This window comes from Roseibium sp. AWQ4_254 (assembly GCF_056161025.1).
On the sequence record NZ_JBSWYH010000025.1, the window covers coordinates 61,847 to 82,268 of the forward strand.

Sequence of the window (20,422 nt, forward strand, 5' to 3'; positions counted from 1 at the left end):
CAGGACACAGGTTCCAAAAAAGAAACAAGTTTTTACTTTGGGCAAGAATCAAAACGAAAATATGTCCGGCTCCAAATTTGGCATATATTCCTCAGAGGCCCTATTGCGCCAATACGAGTTTTTTTAAATTCAACAAATCTCTATTCTCATTGCCAAATTTCTTTGAGGCTCCCCTAGTGCAACCAGCAAGGACCTTCCCCTGGAACACGCTCGATAAAGGGATAGACTTGAACTTCTAGCGTCCGTGTTCTGCCTTCAGATGTCCAGACGAAAAGGGGTTCGGTCACGGCTCTCGGCACCTTATGTGTTGATCCTTCCTGATCGGAGGAAACTTTTGCTTCCTCCTGTTTTCCACCTCCACTGCCCATCTGTATGACAAAGGGGACAAATTGTTTCTGCTCCCCTGGCGCCTTTCTTTTGTCAGACTTATTATCCGCACCTTGATGATGTTCAAACAAGTGCTTCTTACCTTTTGGCGGCATGACACAATCAAAATACGCTATAACGCCTTTCATATCCGGTAGCACTTCGATCCGGTCCGCAGGCTCTCCCCCGACGGTCACAACGGTTGCTCGCCACAACCTTTCGCCCGCAAGCACCAGCTTTCCGGGCTGCCCGGCCTCCAAAGCGAGAAGAGATGGATTAACTTCAACGGCCTCATCAAACTCCGGATAGAAATACGGTGACTTGATAAAATCGAAATTGAACCGTGCAGTGATTTCGTCGGCATGACGTGGCAACAAACTGTCAAAAGTCCAGTGACGCACTGTTTCCTTCGGTAGCTTATCGGCATTATTTCTAATAATTGAATTTATTTTTATTTCTATATCATTCTTCTTTTCAGATTCTTCGTCATTTTTTCTTGGACAAAAGGCTGTAAAATCATTTTGATAACCAGACTTGGATCGTACAATTTCGCGCGGGTCGATCCAACAAGCCTTGACCTTCAACTTCACCCTCTTCCACCAGCTTGGCACACTTATTACCGCTGCGAGCCTGTGATGGCTTGGCTCATATCCACCATTTGGAATGTCTTTGGGACGTACCGCCCATCCAAATGCGGCCGTGTCGAGCTTGCCGTTATTTGGCAAGTCGCTAAGCCCTATCACATTCGGGTCGACAACAATTGATGTGTCTTTGCTGTCTTGAGTGCTCTGCGCTGAAAGGTGCCCTTGAAGTGTGTTCAAGCGTCCCGAAAGAGCTGAGCCTTGAGCAGAGGAAATCAACTCAAGATCATCATCATCCCCTGCACGTGGACTGACAGTATAAACAGCGACGTCGGCTTTTTGCCGGTCAATCCACTGCCTGAGGCGGCAGGCAACAAATATCTCTGCGGCGCTGGAAGACGTCCTCTGCACCAGGTCAGTCAACTGCAGACAAAGGCTTGCCTGCGGATCCTTTTCGCCGTGCCGATCGACCTTTGAGTATAGCCCTTCACAATCATCCTGGAGCAGCGCCCCTCCCACGAGTTTTCTGATTATGGGATGCCGCAAAAAAGCCCTTTCAATATCATATATGTTCAAATCACCGGAGAGGCGTTGATATCGCTTGAATCGCTCAAGATATCTGCATGTCTTGGCAGTCACCGCGATGCGGCACCCGGTTATACCGCAGGCCTCGACATCGACATTTAAAAAATCAGCTATGCTCTCATCTGATGAAGAATATCCTGGGATCTTTCCCTTGACACGCCTTTCAATAAATTTTGCAAGAAGATCATGTGCCATCTGGCTGCCTTCTACTTTTAAAAATGCACATTTATAAAATCTATTGATTTTCTCATTGAATGTAATGGTTGTTTTTTCTTCAGTCTCTTTGATTTCAAGCTCTTTGATTTCGGAACGGCATCGATCGAAGCCCCCCTCAAGCCGTTGGAGGTAAAATTCCTGTGTAATTTTGTCTCTTGAAAACAAAGACAAACCCAAATGAGACTTTTGACGTTGAAACTCTTCATTCAGGTATGAATCAAGATCTAAAATATCTTCCTCACCAGGCAGGTTCTTATCAAAATCTTCCAAATAAACTATCAAATTTTTTACAAATTCTATGTCTTGAACCTTCGCCTCCTCATCTTCTGACAGCGTCTCTACCAGTGAAGACAAGGCAGAAGCTGCGTTTTGAAGGATTGGCATCAGCGCGAGCTCTGAAATCAATGAACTAATTCTATTTGTTTTCTTTTTTTGGAGCTCGCTTTGGGCGGTTGACTGAAACTCCGGATCACTTAAAAATACAACCATCGCGCGCCAGACCACAATCAACCGAACAAGGGCACGCTTCCGATCGGGGTCCTTGAGCATCTCAAGCGGCGGCTGTCCTTCCACCATAGACTTGTTTGTCGCGCGGTTCTGCGACTTGTTTCCGTTGGTCTCGTTCCCGAGCAGTCTTGCCAGATAATACTTGAGTCTTTGCCCCCTTTGCTCAGCTTGCATTTCACTCTGCAGGAACTTTTTGATTGCCCAATGATGGATCAAATTTATGTAGTGCGCTCGGTCCAGGCTCTTCTGGTATCCGGCTGCAAGTGCATATTCCAGCGGCGTCGATATTTCAAAATCAGGATCTTTATCTGCACGTGTCCAATTCAGGCCGATGTCTCCGGCAATTCTATTTGCACAGTCTCCTTTTTGAATACTCAGCCCATGTCTTTCACAAAGAAAGCCAATTGCAGGATGCAACTCAATCGCCTTGAAGAAAGTGTCCAGAAGCTCCTTCCTCAAAAACCAGTCAAAAGCGATATTTTCACGAGGATCAACTGGATTGGTCAACCTTCCTTCAATGGAAAAAATTTTGACACGGCTTGTGAGAACGGTGGTCAAAAAGCGCTGCATCTCGCGCTGCCACGCGCGCAGAAGCTCAACATCGTCCGCAGATCTTTGCACAAGATCTGTTTGTCTTTCGCGGCAACGCTTCGCTTGAGCTTCGGCTTCGGCTTCGGCTTCGGCTTTGGCTTTGTCTTCGGCTTCGGCTCTGGCTCTGGCTCTGGCTTTGGCTCTGGCTTTGGCTTCAGCTTCGGCTTTGGCTTTGGCTTTGGCTTCGGCTTTGGCTTTGGCTTCGGCTTTGGCTTTGGCTTCGGCCTGCGCGCACTCCTCCTTCACTTTCTTGATCTGTGCGCCCAGCTCCCCATGCGCGTCTTGCAATTCTACAATGAAAACACCCGTTCCAGGATAGGTTGCCTGCTCCTTGAACGGCATCACCACAGCATCAAAATTGAGCCTATAGAGCGTATTGCCTTCCAAATCATGGCCATCATCAAGCAAAGTGTCCATCAGATCGGTACGCAGTTTCAGCCTGATCTTTTCCACTCCCTTGATCCTCTGCAGAAGGCTTGCCACAGGCTGGGTCTCAACGTCTGCAGGCCCTGTTGCGGGCGCGCGCGCCGGCCCAGGCTGAGCTGGGTCCGTGTTGCTGTTGCCTCCGACCCCAACTGTGCCAGTAGCCGAGATCGCACGATATCTTGCCTGCTCGGATAAACGCGTCGGACGGCCAATATCACGCAAAATGCCGGTTTCGCTCGTTTCTTCGAGCAATTTCCCTATCCAATTCGCCTGACTGAACCGGTCATTTACAAGACGCTCTCGCGTATAGATCTGCGGCGGTTCAATAGATAGGATGCCAGGCTGCCCAGGACCCGTTCTCTGTTTGCCCCTCCACTCAAGATACGGATTTCCAACAATGTATGCGCAAAGAACCACAACCAGACCAAGAAAAACACACCCAACCACATAGGCAACAGGTGGCATAGGCTTCAAATTCGGAGAAAATCGAGTGAGCCAGGCACGCATCTCAATCCTCCTGAAGTGACAGGCTCTGACAGACCAATTCCCAACCGTTGTTCCAAATGCGCCAATCCAGCATCAAGATTGGCCTTGACGGTCAGCTGGCAGAACAGTGTTTCCGTCCCATCCAGGCGGCCATGCTCAAAGTATTTGTTTCCTGGGGCGCCCCCACCACAGACATCGAAATATCCGCATGTGCATGCGCATGCACGAACACCCGCGTCGACCTCCGACTTGAGCTTCCGAAATACGGGATTATCCAGGATTTGATCGATGCCGCCGTTTCGTACATTCGCAAAGACGAAATTGTTGTAGAAGGCGTCTGAAACGCCAAGCAATTCCGGAGAATAGGTCGACAGACTGCCATCAACCCCTACCGTAACGATTCCAAGGGCCGTGCTCTGACAGCCCCTGGAGTGCCCCTTCACAGGGCTGACGGCAGTTTGACGGACCATCTCAAGCTCGCGCACCTTGACCGGGACCTCCAAGCTGTCTGCCAGCGCATAGAAACGTTTTAGAAAACCGCTATAGGCTGCAACAGAATCTCGATCGGACAAGAAACTGCTATCTGCAGCCTGCCCTTCGATCTCCTCGACGTTGAAGGCTATATTTCGCAAATCATGCTGATCATAAAAACGAACAAGAAGATCAGGAAAAGGCAGTATGTCCGCCGTCAGTACCGTTATGACGTGGAAGGGATATCCGGCAGATTTCAGGGTCTCTATCCCTTTCATCGTCAACGCGAAACTGCCGCCTCCACGCCGTGTCTTTCTGCGCCGGTCGTGAAATTGCGCCGGACCATCAAGGCTTACGCCCACGCTCACGTCCCAATCCGACCAAAGCTTCAACCATTGCTCCGACACCCCAATCCCGTTCGTCTGAAACGCGTGATTGAGAGGCTCGCCACCGCTATTTTCCTGCAAGATCGTGAAAGCCTTTTGATACCAGCCAGGCCGAAGTGTCATCGGCTCGCCCGCATGCCATACAATGACGGGCCGCTGCGATTGCGGTATTGGGGCCAAAACGTTCTTTGCAATGCTAAAGAGGACGTCGTCGCTCATTGAGGCACGATTGCCGCGATCCGGGAGATAGCAATAGGTGCAATTCAGATTGCAAAAGGGCGTCGGCTGCAAGATTAGCAAACTTGGCAGCGTCATCAGAATTACCAGTTGCGCCAGTTCGGCCAATTGTTGAAATGGTTGTTCCAGTTATTCCATTGCGCAACCTGCGCGTAATGGCCATTGTCTGACAGATTTTCTGCAACCTTCGTCAAGCGCACTCGGAGTTCCACTTTTGCAGCAAGAACTTCGTATGTTTCCGACTGAACGCCCAGCCTCCAGTCTGTCAAGTTTGACGCAGCTGCAGAGGAAGACAAAAACATCAACAATGCCAATGCAGTAGAGGTACGCATAACCACCCCCCAAAAATAAACTCAATTCTTCAGAAAATTCCACCTAAAATTATATTATCATAACAATGCACGCAACAAAAGCATAAATTTACCTAGCGTAATTTCTTTATATATTGAAATTTTACATACGGCCAGGGCCGCTCCCCGAAGTCTACCTGTCTGATGCCCCCTAACTTATTTTCTAAAAACCGCGAACGATCCGCGATCTTGAATAATAGGGCAATTATGGGACATCCTCGCCGTCATCATAGCCTATCATATTGAGCGGGCGGGCCTTTCGTCCATTGTTTTCGCACCAGTAGACCAGCGCCTCTTCTGCTCCATGCGTCACCCAGATCTGCTCTGCCCCCGTTTCCAGGACCGTCCGGCACAGGCCGTCCCAATCGGCGTGGTCTGACAGGATCAGCGGCAGCTCCGCGCCGCGCTGGCGGGCCCGGGCCCTGACCCGCATCCAGCCGGAGGCCATGGCGGTCACCGGGTCGGCGAACCGGCGCGACCAGCGGTCAGCCAGCTGGCCGGGTGGACACAGAACAATCTGCCCCTGCAGCTCTTTGCCCCTGCGGCCCACCGGTTCCAGCGGCCCCAGAGCAATCCCCTGGCTCTGGTAATAGGCGGTGAGTTTTTCCAGCGCGCCATGCACATAGACCGTCTTGTCATAACCTGCGGCCCGCAGCTCCGCGAGAACCCGCTGGGCCTTGCCCAGCGCATAGGCGCCCACAAGATGGGTCTGGTCCGGAAAGAGATCGAGCGAGGCCAGCAATTTTGCGATTTCCTGAGCGGCAGGCGGATGACGGAACACCGGCAGGCCAAAGGTGGCCTCCGTGACGAAGGTATCGCAGGGCACAAGTTCAAACGGCGCGCAGGTCGGGTCGGCCTGCCGCTTGTAGTCGCCGGAGACCACCGCCCGCTGGCCGCCAACCTGCAGCAGCACCTGTGCCGAGCCCAGGACATGCCCGGCGGGATGGAGCGAAACAACGGCCTCGCCGAGACGCAGCGTCTCACCATAGGCCAGCGTCTGCGCCGTCCCGCAGAACGTGTCCCCATAGCGGATCGCCATGATCTCAAGGGTCTGCCGCGTCGCCAGCACCGCCCCATGCCCGGCCCGCGCATGATCAGCATGGCCATGGGTGATAATCGCCCGGTCCACCGGGCAGACCGGATCGATATAGGCCCTGGCCTGAGGCACATAAAGGCCTTCCGGCGTAACCGTCAGAGGGTCGCGCATGGTTTCCGGTCCTGTCATGCCCGCTGAACGGGGCACGGATTATCACGTTTGATCTTCAGCATCCGCCCTGTGCCTGTCAGCCTTGAGACATCCAATTTGGCTAATCCCTTCAAGTGAGACTTTGAACAGAAAGGGAACATTTTCAACCCGCCCCCTCGCCTTTTAAATCTGTGTGACCTAATAGATAGGGCATCATGGACGCTCCGCTGCTCCCCAATCGGTTTCACTCCTGGTTTGCCTCACGGGGCTGGTCGCCACGGTCGCACCAGCTGGAGCTGATTGCCAAGCGGGACCAGGGCCGCTCCACTTTGCTGATCGCCCCCACCGGGGCCGGCAAGACCCTTGCCGGCTTTCTGCCAAGCCTGGTGGATCTGGAGCGGCGGGGCAAACGCCCCCCGGGCGCAGCCGGGTCCGGCCTGCACACGCTATATGTCTCACCCCTGAAGGCTCTTGCGGTTGACATTGCCCGCAACCTGGAAGCCCCCGTTGCGGAAATGGGCCTGCCCATCCGTCTGGAAACCCGCACAGGCGACACTCCGGCGCACAAACGCCAGCGCCAGAAACGGACCCCGCCGGACATTCTGCTAACGACACCGGAACAAATCGCCCTGCTTTTGTCCGATCCGGCCAGCGAAGCCCTGTTTGCCTCGCTGAAGACAGTCATTCTGGACGAACTGCATGCGCTGGTAACCTCCAAGCGGGGGGACCTTCTGGCGCTCGGGCTGGCGCGGCTGCGCCGCCTTTCCCCAGGCCTGCAAACGATTGGCCTGTCGGCAACCGTCGCCAGACCGGACGATCTGCGGGCCTATCTGGTCGGCCAGCCCAGCTCCGGGGCCCGCGCCCTGTCTGATCTGGTGGAGGTCTCCGGCGGGGCCCAGCCCGATATTTCCATTCTGGCCTCCGACGAACGGCTGCCCTGGTCCGGCCACTCCTCCCGCTATGCGATTGGCGACATTTACAGGCAAATCCGACAGCACAAGGTCTCCCTGCTTTTCGTGAACACCCGAAGCCAGGCGGAAATGGTGTTTCAGGAACTCTGGCGCCTCAACGAGGACACTCTGCCCATCGCGCTGCATCATGGCTCGTTGGATGTGGGCCAGCGGCGCAAGGTGGAAGCGGCAATGGCCGCAGGCAGCCTGCGGGCTGTGGTCGCCACGTCCTCCCTCGATATGGGCATCGACTGGGGCGACATTGACCTTGTGATCAATATCGGAGCGCCAAAGGGGGCCAGCCGCCTGGCCCAGCGGATCGGGCGCGCCAACCACCGGATGGATGAACCGTCCAAGGCCGTGCTAGTGCCCTCCAACCGGTTTGAGGTTCTGGAATGCCAGGCTGCGCTTGCGGCCTCGCAGCGGGGCGATCAGGACACCCCGCCCTTGCGCACCGGGGCTCTGGACGTTTTGGCCCAGCATGTTCTGGGCCTTGCCTGTGCCGGCGCCCTGGATCTGGGCGCCCTCTATGAGGAGCTGCGGTCCTGCGAGATCTACCGGGCGCTTGACCGGGAGACCTTTGCAAAGGTTGTCGACTTTGTCGCGACCGGTGGCTATGCGCTGAAGAGCTACGACCAATATGCCAAGCTGCGCGAGGGCAAGGACGGGCTCTGGCGCATTGCCCATCCCAGGATCGCCCAGCAGTACCGGCTGAATGTGGGCACCATCGTGGAAGCGCTGATGCTCAAGGTCCGGCTGATCCGGTCAAAGGCGGAAGGCCGCCGGGCGCCGGTTGGCCGGGGTGGCCGGGTTCTGGGGGAGATCGAGGAATATTTCATCGAGCAGATGGCACCGGGCGACACGTTCCTGTTTGGTGGAGAAGTGCTGCGGTTCGAGGCAATCCGGGAGAACGAAGCTTATGTTTCCCGCGCCAAATCCGACAGCCCGATGATCCCGTCCTATATGGGTGGCAAGTTTCCCTTATCGACCTATCTGGCTGAAGGCGTGCGCGCCATGCTGGCAACACCTTCCAGCTGGCAGCACCTGCCGGACCAGGTCCGGGACTGGCTGTCCCTCCAAAAGGACAAATCCGTTCTGCCCGCCCGCGATGGTCTTCTGGTGGAAACTTTTCCCCGCGCCAACAAGCACTACATGGTCTGCTATCCCTTTGAGGGTCGGCTTGCCCATCAGACCCTCGGCATGCTGCTGACCAAACGGCTGGAACGCCTGGGAGCCCGGCCCATGGGTTTTGTCGCCAATGACTATGCCCTGTCGATCTGGGGCCTGGGGGACCTGTCGCTGCTGTTTTCTTCGGGCAAGATACCTCCCGAAACGCTGTTTGAGCAGGACATTCTCGGCGACGATCTGGAGGCCTGGCTGGCCGAGTCCAGTCTCATGAAACGCACGTTCCGCACCTGTGCGGTGATTGCAGGACTGATTGAGCGGCGCCATCCGGGCCAGGAAAAGACCGGCCGTCAGGTCACGGTCTCCTCCGACCTGATCTATGATGTCCTGCGCACCCATGAGCCGGACCATATCCTGCTCAAGGCCACCTGGAATGATGCGGCTGAAGGACTTTTGGATATCTCGCGTTTGGGAGAACTTCTTGCGCGCATTGAGGGCCGAATCACTCATACTGCCCTCTCGCGTGTATCTCCGCTTGCCGTGCCTATCCTTCTGGAAATAGGGAAGGAACCGGTTTATGGCGAGGCGATGGACACCCTTTTGGAAGACGCAGCGGAAGAACTGGTTCTGGAGGCCATGGAATGAGTGTTCTGACATCTCACTTGCGCAAATTTGCAGCCGCGCCTGTGTGTCACGACATTCAGATCAACGGCCAGCTGGTTGGTCTGCATGACAGCGGCGTGCTGTGGTGGCCGGACGAATCCCTCCTGGTTGTGGCCGATCTTCATCTGGAAAAAGGTTCCAGCTATGCCCGCCGCGGCGTGATGCTGCCGCCCTATGACACCGGGGCAACGCTGGAAAAGCTCGCCGGTGTGATCGACGCCTTTGATCCGGCCTGTGTTATCTGCCTTGGCGACAGCTTTCATGACGCCGATGGCTCCGACCGGCTGCCTGCCCCCTACCGGGCCATGCTGACCACGCTGCAGCTCGGCCGGGAATGGGTGTGGGTAACGGGCAACCATGATCCGGTGGCACCGGTGCGCCTGTGCGGTCAGACCGTGGATGAAATTGCCATCGGCCCGCTGAAATTCCGCCATGAGCCAATCGAGAAGATCGGCCTTGAAACAACAGCGGGAGAGATCTGCGGCCATCTGCACCCAGCCGCCCGTATCCGCCGCTTCGGCCGGTCGATCCGCCGCGCCTGTTTCGTGACCGACGGCTCCCGGCTCGTGCTGCCCGCCTTCGGCGCCCTGACCGGCGGGCTCAATGTCACCGACCGGGCCTACACCATGATTTTCCGGCAGCGGCAATTTTCCGTCTTCATGCTCGGCAATGACCGGCTTTACCCCTTCACGGCCAGCCGGGTGGTCGCGGACTGAGGGAAGTGGCCTGCCCTTAAAAAACCGCCCCTTGCCCGAAGCTGCGCTTCGGCTTCTCCCTGAGGAAGAGGTGAATGCGTCCGGGACATCAGCTTTTGGCACTTGACCGGACTGCCAAGGGGACCCGGATTCCCTTAGCCTTTCCGGATGCACCCTTTCCCCTCCCCCTTTGGAAAAGGGTTAGGGTATGGGAACAAACACCGGGCTGCGCGAAATCCGGCAGATGAATGCTCACGCCTCTTCGCCCACTTTCACCCAGGCGATCACCAGTTCATAGAAGACCGAGAGCACGACCGGGCCAAGAAAAAGGCCCAGAAGTCCATGGGCAAGGGTGCCGCCAAGGACGCCGATCAGGATGATCAGCATGGGCACATCCAGTCCCCGGGACATCAGGATCGGGCGTAGAACATTGTCAACCAGCATAACGGGCACCATGAGCACGGTGAAGAGCAGCGCGGGCATCATGTCCCAGGCGCTCCAGGCCCAAAGAATTGTCGGCAGGATGATCAGCGCCGGGCCGATCTGAACAATGCACAAGATCAGCGCGGCAAAGGTGAGCGCCCCTGCCAGCGGCACGGAAAATGCGATCAGCACAAAGCCGGTCAACAGCCCCTGGATCACCGCGACCCCGATCACCCCGCGCGAAACGTTGCGGATCGTGGCCCCGGCCAGATCCACGAATTCCGCCCCGCGCGGAGCGATGATCCGGTCGGCAAACCGTTTGGCCCCCTTGGCAAGGCCCGGCCCCGGAACAAAGAGACAGCCTGCGAGCACGATTGACACCACAAAGAACAGAACACTGCCGCTGAGCGAGGCCAGAAGGGACAGAGCCCGGCTGCCTGCCGGAACCAGCATCGGCCCAACCTTGGTGGCAAAAAGCTCCAGACTGCGGCCGGCAAGCTCCCACAGCTCGGCAATACGCCCGCCCACAAGAGGCAAGGCGGCGATTTTCTCCGGCAGCTGCGGCAGCGCCAGCCCCTCCCCGGCCAGCCCGTCACCGGCCAAGACCTGAAACCAGCCCTGCAAGGTCTCCGCCAGGCTGACGACCAGAACGGCGACAGGCCCAATGATGATGGCCACGCAGATGAGCGTGATGGCCGTTGCAGCCAGCCCTTTGCGTCCACCGAGCTTTTTGCCGAGCCAGTCAAAAGCCGGGTAAAGCGCTACGGTCAGCACAACGGCCCAAAGCAGAAAAAGGAAAAAAGGCGCGACGAGCTGAAGGGAAAAATAGGCAAACAGGCCCAGCACCCCGAGGCGCACGGCCAGATCGATCACCCTGGCATCCAGCGAGCCACCTTTGTCTGCATCCCCACCTGCCTTTTGTCCGGAAAGATCCTCATCCGTCATGTGCCCACCCCTCGCAATGTCAAAAACTATCGTAAGGGCAGAATAGCTTGATGGCGCACAGGCTCCAGCGGAATATGATGCAGACGCCACAAAGGGCAAACATGCGGCCCGAAGACGGGTAGAGTCAGTCTTTTTTGAAGATCAGACCGGCCAGCCAGCCGGTGAAAATTGCCAGCACCACCGCAACCACCCCGTAGATGAGCGGGAAGTTCTGGGCGAGCTGAAACGTCACCTGCTCAAAACCGATCTTGGCCACGGCCAGGGTCTGCTCGGTATGAGAGACCATCTCGCCCTTTTGAAACAGGAAGCTTTTGACCTTGTAGTCCCCGACCGGGATATTGGCCGGAAGCGGGATCGTGGTGCGGAACATTGTACGCGTCAGAAACTCAATCGATGCGTCGCGCTCCGAATAAAGCCCCGTCTCCTGTCGCAAACGGACGAACGCCTTGCGGAAATCGTCCCGGTCCGACAGTTGCACATTGGAGGCACCGGATACGGCCAGATTGATGTGGTTGAGCCCGATGCCATATTCCTCCAGCACCCGTCTGCTGCCAATCTTGTGCACATCATCCGTGCTGGCAACAGCATAGAAGGACGGAACATTCTGGAACCGTTCAGATTCCCGGTTGACCCAGACCCCCAGGAACCGCCCCTTGCGCCGGGTGGTGATGTCCTGCGGCGGCCCTTCCACAACAATAGCCAGCTCGAAATCTTCCGGCTCGCTCGCCGAGCGGCCAATGTCACTGGCCTGCCCGAAGACCACGATTTCCGTCCCGGTGAAGTTGGACTGAATCGAAACCACATCGGAGGAGAGCGCAGTCACCAGATCCTCGGCGCGCTCCTCGTCCTGGGCGCCGGCAGGAACCGCACAAGCCACGGCAAACGGCACCGCAAATGCCAGAAGGGCAGCCAGACGGATCATGCGCCGGCCCCCTTGCGAATGGCGATGGAATAAAGATCGTCGGGCACCAGCAGAAGATCCACGGCGAAGCGCAGACCGACTGCAAGCACCAGCAGAGCCAGCAGCAGGCGCAGCTGATCACCGCGCAGGTTCTGTCCCATGCGGGCGCCGAATTGCGCCCCGATCACGCCGCCGATCATCAAGGTCATGGCCAGCACAATGTCGACCGTCTTGGTGCCCATGGCGTGGAAGATAGTTGCAGCAGCCATGGTGAACAGGATCTGGAACAGGGAGGTTCCAATGACAATGCTGGTCGGAACCCTGAGGAGATAAATCAGGGCAGGCACCATCATGAAGCCTCCGCCAATGCCGAGGATCGTGCCCAGAAACCCGATGATCGCTCCCAGCCCGATAACGGGAATGATGCTCACATAGAGCTTCGACTGGCGGAAACGGACTTTCAACGGCAGGCCATGGATCCAGTTGTGCTGGCCGGGTTTGCGGGCGGCAGGTGGGGCGCCGGATTTGCGGCGCCGGATGGCGCGCACCGATTCCACCAGCATAAGGCCGCCAATGGCGCCCAGGAACGTGACATAGGAGAGCGAAATCACCAGATCGAGCTGGCCGACGGATTCCAGCACCTGAAACAGGACAACGCCGATCAGCGAGCCCAGAACACCGCCAACAAGAAGAATAGTGGCCAGCTTGAAATCAATGGCCTTCCGGCGCCAATAGGTCATGACCGCCGATGCGGAAGACGCAACCACCTGGGTGGTAACGGTCGCCACCGAAACCGCCGGGGGAATGCCGGAAAAGATCAGAAGCGGTGTCAGCAGGAACCCGCCGCCAATGCCGAACAGACCGGACAGGAAGCCCACAGCGCCGCCCATGGCAAATATCACGAAGATATTGACCGGGATTTCGGCTATGGGAAGATACAATTGCACAGGGTTACGCCGGATAAACTGCTGACGGGACTGTTACAAGACTTACGCCAAACAGGTTAAAAACCCGTGCTGCCCGGCGTGTCAACCAGACAGGCCGGGCCTTCTGTGTCTGGCGGACATTTTTCTTCACATTGCCGGAACTTTAGATAGCCTGGCTCTTCAATTCGTCCAGCAGTTTGGCATCCACGTCACCGGTTTCCGGCAGGCCGATGCTGCGCTGGAAGGCGCGGATTGCGCTGCGGGTGCGCGGCCCCATCTGGCCATCCGGTGATCCTGTGTCAAAACCGAGATAATTGAGCTTGTCCTGGGCTTCGCGAATCATTGCGCTGTTGTCAACCGGTGTCAGCGAGGCGCTTTTGGCAGGCAATGCGGTCTGACCGGTCCAGGCTTCTTCCAGCGTCACCTTGTTGGCCGCCGGGCTTGGCGTCTTCAACGTAAAGCTTTCCACCGCCAGACGGGCATTGGCAAGGCCTTCCTGATCCATCATGTTGGCGACGTCATCCCGGCGCTTGGCCGCTTCCGGATCGCCCTTGTCAGCAGCAATGGCGAACCATTTGTAGCTGGCCACAAGATCCTTATCGACCCCGATGCCCCCGGCGTACAAGATGCCGAGATTGAACAGGCTGTCCTTGACGCCATAATTTGCAGCCGCCTCGAACCACATGGCCGCTTTGGCGTAGTCCGGATCGCCGCCGGCACCTTCGGCATAAAGCACGGCCAGATTGTGCATGGCCTTGGCATTGCCTGCCTGAGCAGCCAGAGAGTACCAGGCCTTGGCTTTGGCAATGTCCTTGTCGAGCCCCCGGCCCTTTTCATAAAGGCTGGCAAGCCGGTATTGGGCAGGCGGCAGACCTTTGTTGGCTGCTTTCTGATACCAGACCGCCGCTTTGGACAGGTCTGCCGGAACGCCCTTGCCTTCGGTGTATTTCACACCGACCAGGAATTCGGCAGCCGGATTGCCTTCGGCCGCCGCGCTGCGCAGCGCCATCGGGCCAACGCCTGCCGGGGGCAGACCCGCAAGAGCATCTTGGGAGGCAGCCGGAGCCGCAGTAGCCGGAGCTGTGGCAGCCGCTGCCGGAGCTGTGGCGGTCTGTTTTGCCGGTGTGAAGCTTCCCGTCTGTGCCGCGGGCTTGTCCCCAAAATGGCCCGCTGCCCCGCTTGGTGGTGCAAAAGCCACATCCGGCTCTGGCGTTGCAGAGGCATTGGCGGCAGCCGATTGGACCGGCTCAGCGGCAGGAGCTGCCGAAGCCTTGCCTGTGTCAGCCAGTGTCTTTCCGGAAACCGGCGCTTTGACGCCGCTGGCAGCCACCTCAGGCGCCGCTTCCGGCGGGGCTGTTTCAGTGCTCTTTTCAAGGTCTGCGCTCTTGCCCGCAGCCGCTGCGACATCTTTGCTCTGCGCCTCAGAAACAGCGGGAGCCTGGGCAACAACAGGGGCAACCTCCTGAGGCGCGGAAGCCAGGTCTGCCCCGTTTTCCGGCGGCCCGGAGACAAATTTATAGGCTGTCAACGTGCCCAGAGCGAGGACGACAGCCACGGCTGCCAGCAGGATCGCACGGCGCCGGTTGCCACCGGCCTGGGCCGGTTCCGGTGCTGGCCGGTCCCCGGCCAGCACCGCAGGCTCTTCTGCGCCAAAGCTGCTCCCGGCCATATGCTCCTGGCTAAGGTAAAGCTCGTCTTGTGTAAGGTCAGATTCAGGTCCGGACGCCGCCTCTTCGGGGGCCGGCTCAGCCTTGTCACGCTTTAGCACGGATCTCAGCCAGCCAACCCGGGCCTTGCCGCGCTCTTCATCGGCACCCTCTGCAGACGGTGTATGGGCATCTTCAAGCTTCGCCGCTTCCGCCGAGGCCGCCTGGGCCGCCCGGCGGGCCGCAGCGATGAAGTCGGCCTTGCGGTCACGGGAGCGTTGGGCAGACAGCCCAGGACCGGTCTCCAGCTGCTGACCGGAGCGCTCCTGCCGAGTTTCCACCTGCGCCTTGGCCGGGGTATAGGCCGGCAACGGGTCTGCAGCCAGGAAAGACGCCGCTTCAACCGGGGCCGCTTCGGCAGGGGCTGACATGGGTGGTTTGAAATCGGCCCGCTCCAGCGTGTCTAGACGCTCGGTCAGGGACCCGAGAACCGACTTAACACTGTCAAATGTGTTGCGGGTGCGTTCCTCACTGCCTTCTGCCGCATCCAACAACCGTTTCAAATCTCCCTGGAGAGAAGAAATCGCATCATCATACTGGGAGAAATTGGGCCTGGGAGCATGGGCTACCGCGTCGAAGGCTGCCTTGCGCGCCACTTCGCTCACATCACTGCGGGTCTGCTCAAGCCCCTGCTCGATGCGTTCCAGGAAGGACGTGACCCCGTTCAGGTCCGGTGCGGCCGGAACATTGTTTTCCAGTTGGGCTGCCAGTTCGGAGACCTTGGCGCCCAGTTCCTCAAACCGGTCATCGTCGCCCGCGTCCCCGCCTTGCGAGACCAGCTGGGCCAGATCTGAAATCCGCTGTTCAAGCCCTGCGGTCGAGACTGGCGCATGAACGCTTTCCCGCATCGAGCCGATTTCCGTGCGCAGTCTTTCAAGATCTGCCGAGGTAACCGTGTCCGTTGGCGCCTCCAACCGGTCAGACAGGTCATTCAGCCTGTCCTGCAACTGGGTCAAGAACGTGCTTTCCGGACCGGCCGCGGCCTTGATGGCCGCCTCATCCAGCACCGGCGCCGGCCGGGAGGCCTTCCTTTCGATGCTGTCGATCTTGCCGGAAATCGTCTCCAGGCGCTTTTCCAGGGCTTCGAAAGCCCCCGTTTCGGCAGAGGGCAACGGCGCGGTCTGTTCCATGCGCACCAGCCGGTCGACAATCTCGTCGAGACGCTGATCCATCTGGGACAGGTGATCCGTGGCGCCTGCGGACGCACGGTCATCAGCCATCATGCCGGCAATGTCTTCCAGGCGCCCCTGCAGCCGGGCAATGGTCTCCGGCTCAGGCATGCGCTGTTCCATTGCGGACAGGCGGGTATCCAGCCCGCGCTGCTCGCGCGCAAGAATTTCAAGATCGTCCAGGCGGCTGGAGACGAATTTCATGCGGTCGTCAATGCCTTCCACAAGGCCCTGAACGTCGATCCGCTCCACATAGCCGCGCACTTCGCGCAGTTCAGCGCGCAACGGCTCAATCTCGTCCTGGCCCTTGAGCTGCAGCAACTCTTCCAGGCGTTCAGCAATGCTCACCACCCGATCTTCCAGCACCATCATGTGCTCAGAGCGGGGCAAGGCGGCAAAGGCATCTTCAATTTCGTTCAGACGTGCGGTGACACCGCGCATGGCACGGGGATCAACGGAAGCCCGGGACAGCTCGTCCAGCCGCTGCAGGATATGCGCATAACCATGCTCCAGGGTCTGCAGAGCCCCTTCCACATTGGTGCGTCCGACCATGGTCTTCAGCTCGGCAACTTCCTTGCGGATCTCCGTTGCAAACTGGTCGCTGCGCTTGTCCGCCCGCAACCGCTCCACCATGTCCGCAAGGCGCCTGAGCTCTGCATTCTGGCGGCCGACCGTCTCGCTGGTGCCCCGAGAGATTCCACCAAGCGCATCCCGCAGAGACCCCAGTTCTTCGCGCACCTGATTGAGGGCTTTTTCCTGAGGCACCCGCAGCGCATCGATACGGCGGCCGAGATCCTTGTAAATATGAAGGGATGCCTCCGGATACACCTGGGAAGACCGGTCACGGGCTGCTTCTTGATCGTGCCGATAGGCCTCTTCAGCATCCAGCGTCCCGTGTCCGCCCATGAGGCGCTGGTCATAGGGGTCACCACGTCGGCCCTCGCGCAGGCTGTCCATGGCATAGCGTCCGGATTGCGGGCGGGCACGGTGAGCCTGAGCGTTGTCTTCTTCCGCCATTGCTGCAGAAGTTGCCAGTCCCTCGACCTGCTGGTCGAGCCGGTCCAGCGCGCCCAGAACATCTTCCATGCCGGACACTGGGGGAGCCGAGCGGTGCTGTGCCGGACGCCTTTGGGTACGCGCCTGCGCGCGGCCTTGCCCCGCTCCGCCCCGCTCCGACAGCAATCTGTCCAGCTCATCGGCCACCGCATCCAGGTCCTCGTCCGGGCCCCGGCGCGGGCCTGTGTCATAGCCATGACCAAGGGCTGTCGCCGTGCGTGTCAGACGTTCGATGCGGTTTTGCGCCGGTTCCCTGCCTGCCGGTTCATAAAACTCATCGCCTTCATACGCATCACGGCCGCGGCGTCCTGCCTCGTTTTTCTTCCAAGCCGGCATATCTAGACCCTGGACTGACGGTCATTCAGACCGCTGATTTAGCGGGCTGCATCCATATTCCGACAAAGAACGGTTGAGGCGCAGCGTTCGTTATGACTTTGTCGACTTAGGGTAAACAGGGCGTTAATCAGCATTGCTAAGTGCGAAACATGGTCTGTTTCAACTGCTCTGGCCTGTTCATATCTCCAAATGGCGCCGAATCACTGCCGACCCCATTAACCCTTCCGGCACTTGCTGCCCGCGCCTCTAGACCTTTACGCAAACGTAAGCTAAACAGGCCCAAGCGGCCATCTGGCTCACGCAAGCGGAAGCGGGAGGTCCGGGACACACCGGACCTGAGACCTGCGCGGGCCGGCCCTGAGACTGAACACCACAAACAAGGCGCCGGAGAACGGCGGAAGATCGAGAAGCAAAGCCATGAGCGAAGCGCTGTCCATCCTCAATGAAAGCGACCTGGCGGATGTAGTCTCCGCATCCGATGACGGGACCAAGAAGACCCAGTTCACAATTGGCGATCTGGCCAAGGAATTTGACTGCACCTTGCGCACCTTGCGCTTTTATGAAGACAAGGGCTTGTTGAATCCCAAAAGGGACGGCATGAACCGGGTCTATAACCGGCGTGACCGGGCCCGGCTGAAACTCGTGCTGATGGGAAAACGGGTCGGGTTTTCCCTGTCGGAGATCCGCGACATGCTGGATCTCTACGACCTGCGCGATGGCCAGGTCACCCAGCTGCGCGTCGCGCTCTCAAGGTTCAATGAGCAGATTTCCGTGCTCGAAGAGCAGCGCAAGGATATTGAGCAGGCCATTGAAGAACTCTCGCGCACGGTCGAGATTGTATCCGGCATGTTGAAACACAAGGAATCAGAAGAAGGCTGAGGCCTTTTTCTACCTTCTCCTTTGCCAGGACCGCCAGAGCCCTGCTGCCGGCGGTTTTGTTTTGCTGCCCCGGCAACCTATCCGGTCACTTGCGTGCGCCCGCGAAAACCGTTCAGAATCCGTGTGCTTTTCACAGATCTGGTGGTGCGATCCTCAAAAATCTTGCCAGTCGGCTTGTTTTGGGCGCTTTTTTTGCCAATCCTTCCCTAAGGACACTACTTGCCGGACGCCATATACATGCGTATATCAGAGCCAAGATGACGTTTACGCAAACGTAAGCCCTCTTCTGTCTTATCGGCTCGTGGCATCCGCCGGAACGGCGGGACAGATGGAAGGGCGGGACGAAAGACCTGGACGAAATACCTGGACGAAATACCTGGACGAAAGACTGGCCGAAAAACTGGGAGGTTTTCATGCCAAGCTACGCCGCGCCTGTCGAAGACACGCTGTTCCTGCTGAAGGACGTGTTCGCATATGACCGCTATTCCAATCTGCCCGGCTTCTCAGAGGCACCGCTGGATCTGGTGGAAGCCATCCTGCGTGAAAGCGGCAAGTTCACAGAAGATGTCCTTCAGCCGCTGAACCAGAGCGGTGACCGGGAAGGCTGCACCCGCTCGGAGGACGGCACCGTCACCCCACCCAAAGGCTTTCAGGACGCCTACAAGGCCTTTTGCGAAAGTGGCTGGGGTACGCTTGCCGCTGACCCGGCATATGGCGGCCAGGGCCTGCCCCACACGCTGGCAACGATTTTCAACGAATATGCCTCTTCGGCCAACATGGCCTTTGCCATGTATCCCGGCCTGACCGCCGGGGCGGTGGCCGCCCTCACCCTGCATGGCACAAAAGAGCAGAAACAGACCTATCTGCCCAACATGATCGCAGGCACCTGGACAGGCACCATGAACCTGACGGAGCCCCATTGCGGCACCGATCTCGGCCTGATCCGGACCAAGGCCGTGCCCCAGCAGGACGGCAGCTACAAGATCAGCGGCACGAAGATCTTCATTTCTGCCGGCGAGCATGACATGGCGGACAACATCATACACCTGGTTCTGGCCCGCATAGACGGCGCGCCGGAAGGCACCAAGGGCATTTCGCTTTTCGTCGTACCGCGCAACCAGATCCTGGAAGACGGCACCAGCGGACGCGGCAACGGCGTGTCCTGCGGCTCGATCGAACACAAGATGGGCATCCACGGCAACGCCACCTGCGTCATGAATTACGACGACGCGACAGGCTGGCTCGTCGGCGAGGAAAACAAGGGCCTTAGGGCCATGTTCACGATGATGAACGAGGCCCGTCTGGGCGTGGCTGTACAGGGGCTGGCCCAGTCGGAAGTCGCTTATCAGAACGCGGCAGCCTATGCCAAAGACCGCCTGCAGGGTCGCGCGTTGAGCGGCCCAAAGGCACCGGACAAACCGGCGGACCCGATCCTTGTGCATCCGGATGTGCGCCGCACACTGATGTCGATCCGCGCCTTTAACGAGGCGGCCCGCGCTCTGGTAATCTGGACCGCTTTGCATGGCGATGTCTCCCACCGCTCGCAGGACGAGACACAAAAACAGTTTTCCGCTGACATGATGGGCCTGATGACTCCCGTTCTCAAAGGGGTTCTGACCGATACCGGCTTTGCCAACACGGTCAATGCCCAGCAGATGCTCGGAGGTCATGGCTATATCAGCGAATGGGGCATGGAGCAGTTCGTGCGCGATGCGCGGATCGCGATGATCTATGAAGGCGCAAATGGCATCCAGGCGCTTGATCTTGTCGGGCGCAAACTGCCGGCCGATGGCGGCCGGGCCGTGATGAGCTTCTTTAACGAGGTCAACACCTTCCTGAAGGAAACCAAGGAGGATGACACCCTTTCGACATTCACCACGCCTTTGAAGAAGGCAGTCGATGACCTTCAGGCCGCCACCATGTGGTTCATGAACAATGCCCTGAAAAACCCGGATAATGCCGGGGCCGGGTCCGCCGATTATATGCACCTGTTCGGGCTCACCGCCCTTGGCTACATGTGGGCCCGCATGGCTCAGACCATCCGCCGGCAACTGGCAAACGGCGCCGGTGACAAGACGGACTGGCTGGAGCAGAAGCTTGCTTTCGGCCTCTTTTTCATGGAGCGCACCATGCCGGAAACCGGCGCCCATCTCGCCCGGATCTCTGCCGGATCCGGAACCCTCATGTCCTTGAACGCCGAGGCTTTCTGACGGATCAGGCCAGACTGCAGCTGGCCGGGAACTTCCCAAGCAATCCCCGG

The 20,422-nt window shown here is 58.2% G+C and carries 12 protein-coding genes; 4 read left to right on the plus strand and 8 right to left on the minus strand.

Translation table 11 applies throughout. The features are described from left to right. Window positions 1–173: 173 nt before the first annotated feature. From ACXAIC_RS18575 to ACXAIC_RS18590, 4 genes are all read right to left on the minus strand, one after another. Window positions 174–3,779: a hypothetical protein gene (locus ACXAIC_RS18575; RefSeq protein ID WP_475183620.1), complete on the minus strand. Its 3,606-nt coding sequence runs from the start codon at window positions 3,777–3,779 to the stop codon at window positions 174–176. Then, the gene (gene grrM, locus ACXAIC_RS18580; protein ID WP_475183716.1) at window positions 3,743–4,930 is read right to left on the minus strand and encodes a cyclophane-forming radical SAM/SPASM peptide maturase GrrM/OscB; all 1,188 of its coding nucleotides are present in this window, start codon (window positions 4,928–4,930) and stop codon (window positions 3,743–3,745) included. Before grrM ends, ACXAIC_RS18575 begins: the two co-directional genes overlap by 37 nt. A gap of 5 nt (window positions 4,931–4,935) precedes the next feature. Beyond that, complete coding sequence (locus tag ACXAIC_RS18585; RefSeq protein ID WP_475183623.1) at window positions 4,936–5,184, minus strand: hypothetical protein; 249 nt, start codon at window positions 5,182–5,184, stop codon at window positions 4,936–4,938. Between the two features lie 223 nt (window positions 5,185–5,407). After that, complete coding sequence (locus ACXAIC_RS18590) at window positions 5,408–6,409, minus strand: ligase-associated DNA damage response exonuclease (RefSeq protein WP_475183626.1); 1,002 nt, start codon at window positions 6,407–6,409, stop codon at window positions 5,408–5,410. 194 nt (window positions 6,410–6,603) lie between these two features. On the opposite strand from ACXAIC_RS18590, the gene ACXAIC_RS18595 reads away from it, so the two are divergent. Next, complete coding sequence (locus ACXAIC_RS18595) at window positions 6,604–9,108, plus strand: ligase-associated DNA damage response DEXH box helicase (protein ID WP_475183629.1); 2,505 nt, start codon at window positions 6,604–6,606, stop codon at window positions 9,106–9,108. Continuing rightward, complete coding sequence (gene pdeM / locus ACXAIC_RS18600; protein WP_475183633.1) at window positions 9,105–9,842, plus strand: ligase-associated DNA damage response endonuclease PdeM; 738 nt, start codon at window positions 9,105–9,107, stop codon at window positions 9,840–9,842. The genes ACXAIC_RS18595 and pdeM overlap by 4 nt, the downstream gene beginning before the upstream one ends. Window positions 9,843–10,073: 231 nt before the next feature. On the opposite strand, the gene ACXAIC_RS18605 is transcribed toward pdeM, so the two are convergent. From ACXAIC_RS18605 to ACXAIC_RS18620, 4 genes are all read right to left on the minus strand, one after another. After that, on the minus strand, window positions 10,074–11,189 hold the full coding sequence (locus ACXAIC_RS18605) for an AI-2E family transporter (RefSeq protein ID WP_475183637.1): 1,116 nt from the start codon (window positions 11,187–11,189) through the stop codon (window positions 10,074–10,076). Between the two features lie 124 nt (window positions 11,190–11,313). Then, window positions 11,314–12,111 carry a TIGR02186 family protein gene (locus ACXAIC_RS18610; RefSeq protein ID WP_475183641.1) on the minus strand — a complete coding sequence of 266 codons (798 nt, stop codon included), beginning with the start codon at window positions 12,109–12,111 and terminating at the stop codon, window positions 11,314–11,316. Next, the gene (locus ACXAIC_RS18615) at window positions 12,108–13,037 is read right to left on the minus strand and encodes a sulfite exporter TauE/SafE family protein (RefSeq protein WP_475183643.1); all 930 of its coding nucleotides are present in this window, start codon (window positions 13,035–13,037) and stop codon (window positions 12,108–12,110) included. Before ACXAIC_RS18615 ends, ACXAIC_RS18610 begins: the two co-directional genes overlap by 4 nt. A gap of 142 nt (window positions 13,038–13,179) precedes the next feature. Then, window positions 13,180–17,283, minus strand: a complete 4,104-nt coding sequence (locus tag ACXAIC_RS18620; protein WP_475183647.1) for a peptidoglycan-binding protein — start codon at window positions 17,281–17,283, stop codon at window positions 13,180–13,182. Between the two features lie 417 nt (window positions 17,284–17,700). Here ACXAIC_RS18620 and ACXAIC_RS18625 point away from each other — a divergent pair, with 417 nt between their 5' ends. Both ACXAIC_RS18625 and ACXAIC_RS18630 read left to right on the plus strand, forming a co-directional pair. Continuing rightward, window positions 17,701–18,162 carry a MerR family transcriptional regulator gene (locus ACXAIC_RS18625; RefSeq protein ID WP_475183649.1) on the plus strand — a complete coding sequence of 154 codons (462 nt, stop codon included), beginning with the start codon at window positions 17,701–17,703 and terminating at the stop codon, window positions 18,160–18,162. Between the two features lie 413 nt (window positions 18,163–18,575). Continuing rightward, window positions 18,576–20,372, plus strand: a complete 1,797-nt coding sequence (locus ACXAIC_RS18630; protein WP_475183652.1) for an acyl-CoA dehydrogenase C-terminal domain-containing protein — start codon at window positions 18,576–18,578, stop codon at window positions 20,370–20,372. Window positions 20,373–20,422 lie beyond the last annotated feature (50 nt).

Coding starts and splice junctions, on each gene's coding strand:
- ACXAIC_RS18575 (WP_475183620.1), bottom strand. CDS start 3,779: ATGCGTGCCTGGCTCACTCGATTTTCTCCGAATTTGAAGCCTATGCCA.
- grrM (WP_475183716.1), bottom strand. CDS start 4,930: ATGACGCTGCCAAGTTTGCTAATCTTGCAGCCGACGCCCTTTTGCAAT.
- ACXAIC_RS18585 (WP_475183623.1), bottom strand. CDS start 5,184: ATGCGTACCTCTACTGCATTGGCATTGTTGATGTTTTTGTCTTCCTCT.
- ACXAIC_RS18590 (WP_475183626.1), bottom strand. CDS start 6,409: ATGCGCGACCCTCTGACGGTTACGCCGGAAGGCCTTTATGTGCCTCAG.
- ACXAIC_RS18595 (WP_475183629.1), top strand. CDS start 6,604: ATGGACGCTCCGCTGCTCCCCAATCGGTTTCACTCCTGGTTTGCCTCA.
- pdeM (WP_475183633.1), top strand. CDS start 9,105: ATGAGTGTTCTGACATCTCACTTGCGCAAATTTGCAGCCGCGCCTGTG.
- ACXAIC_RS18605 (WP_475183637.1), bottom strand. CDS start 11,189: ATGACGGATGAGGATCTTTCCGGACAAAAGGCAGGTGGGGATGCAGAC.
- ACXAIC_RS18610 (WP_475183641.1), bottom strand. CDS start 12,111: ATGATCCGTCTGGCTGCCCTTCTGGCATTTGCGGTGCCGTTTGCCGTG.
- ACXAIC_RS18620 (WP_475183647.1), bottom strand. CDS start 17,283: ATGCCGGCTTGGAAGAAAAACGAGGCAGGACGCCGCGGCCGTGATGCG.
- ACXAIC_RS18625 (WP_475183649.1), top strand. CDS start 17,701: ATGAGCGAAGCGCTGTCCATCCTCAATGAAAGCGACCTGGCGGATGTA.
- ACXAIC_RS18630 (WP_475183652.1), top strand. CDS start 18,576: ATGCCAAGCTACGCCGCGCCTGTCGAAGACACGCTGTTCCTGCTGAAG.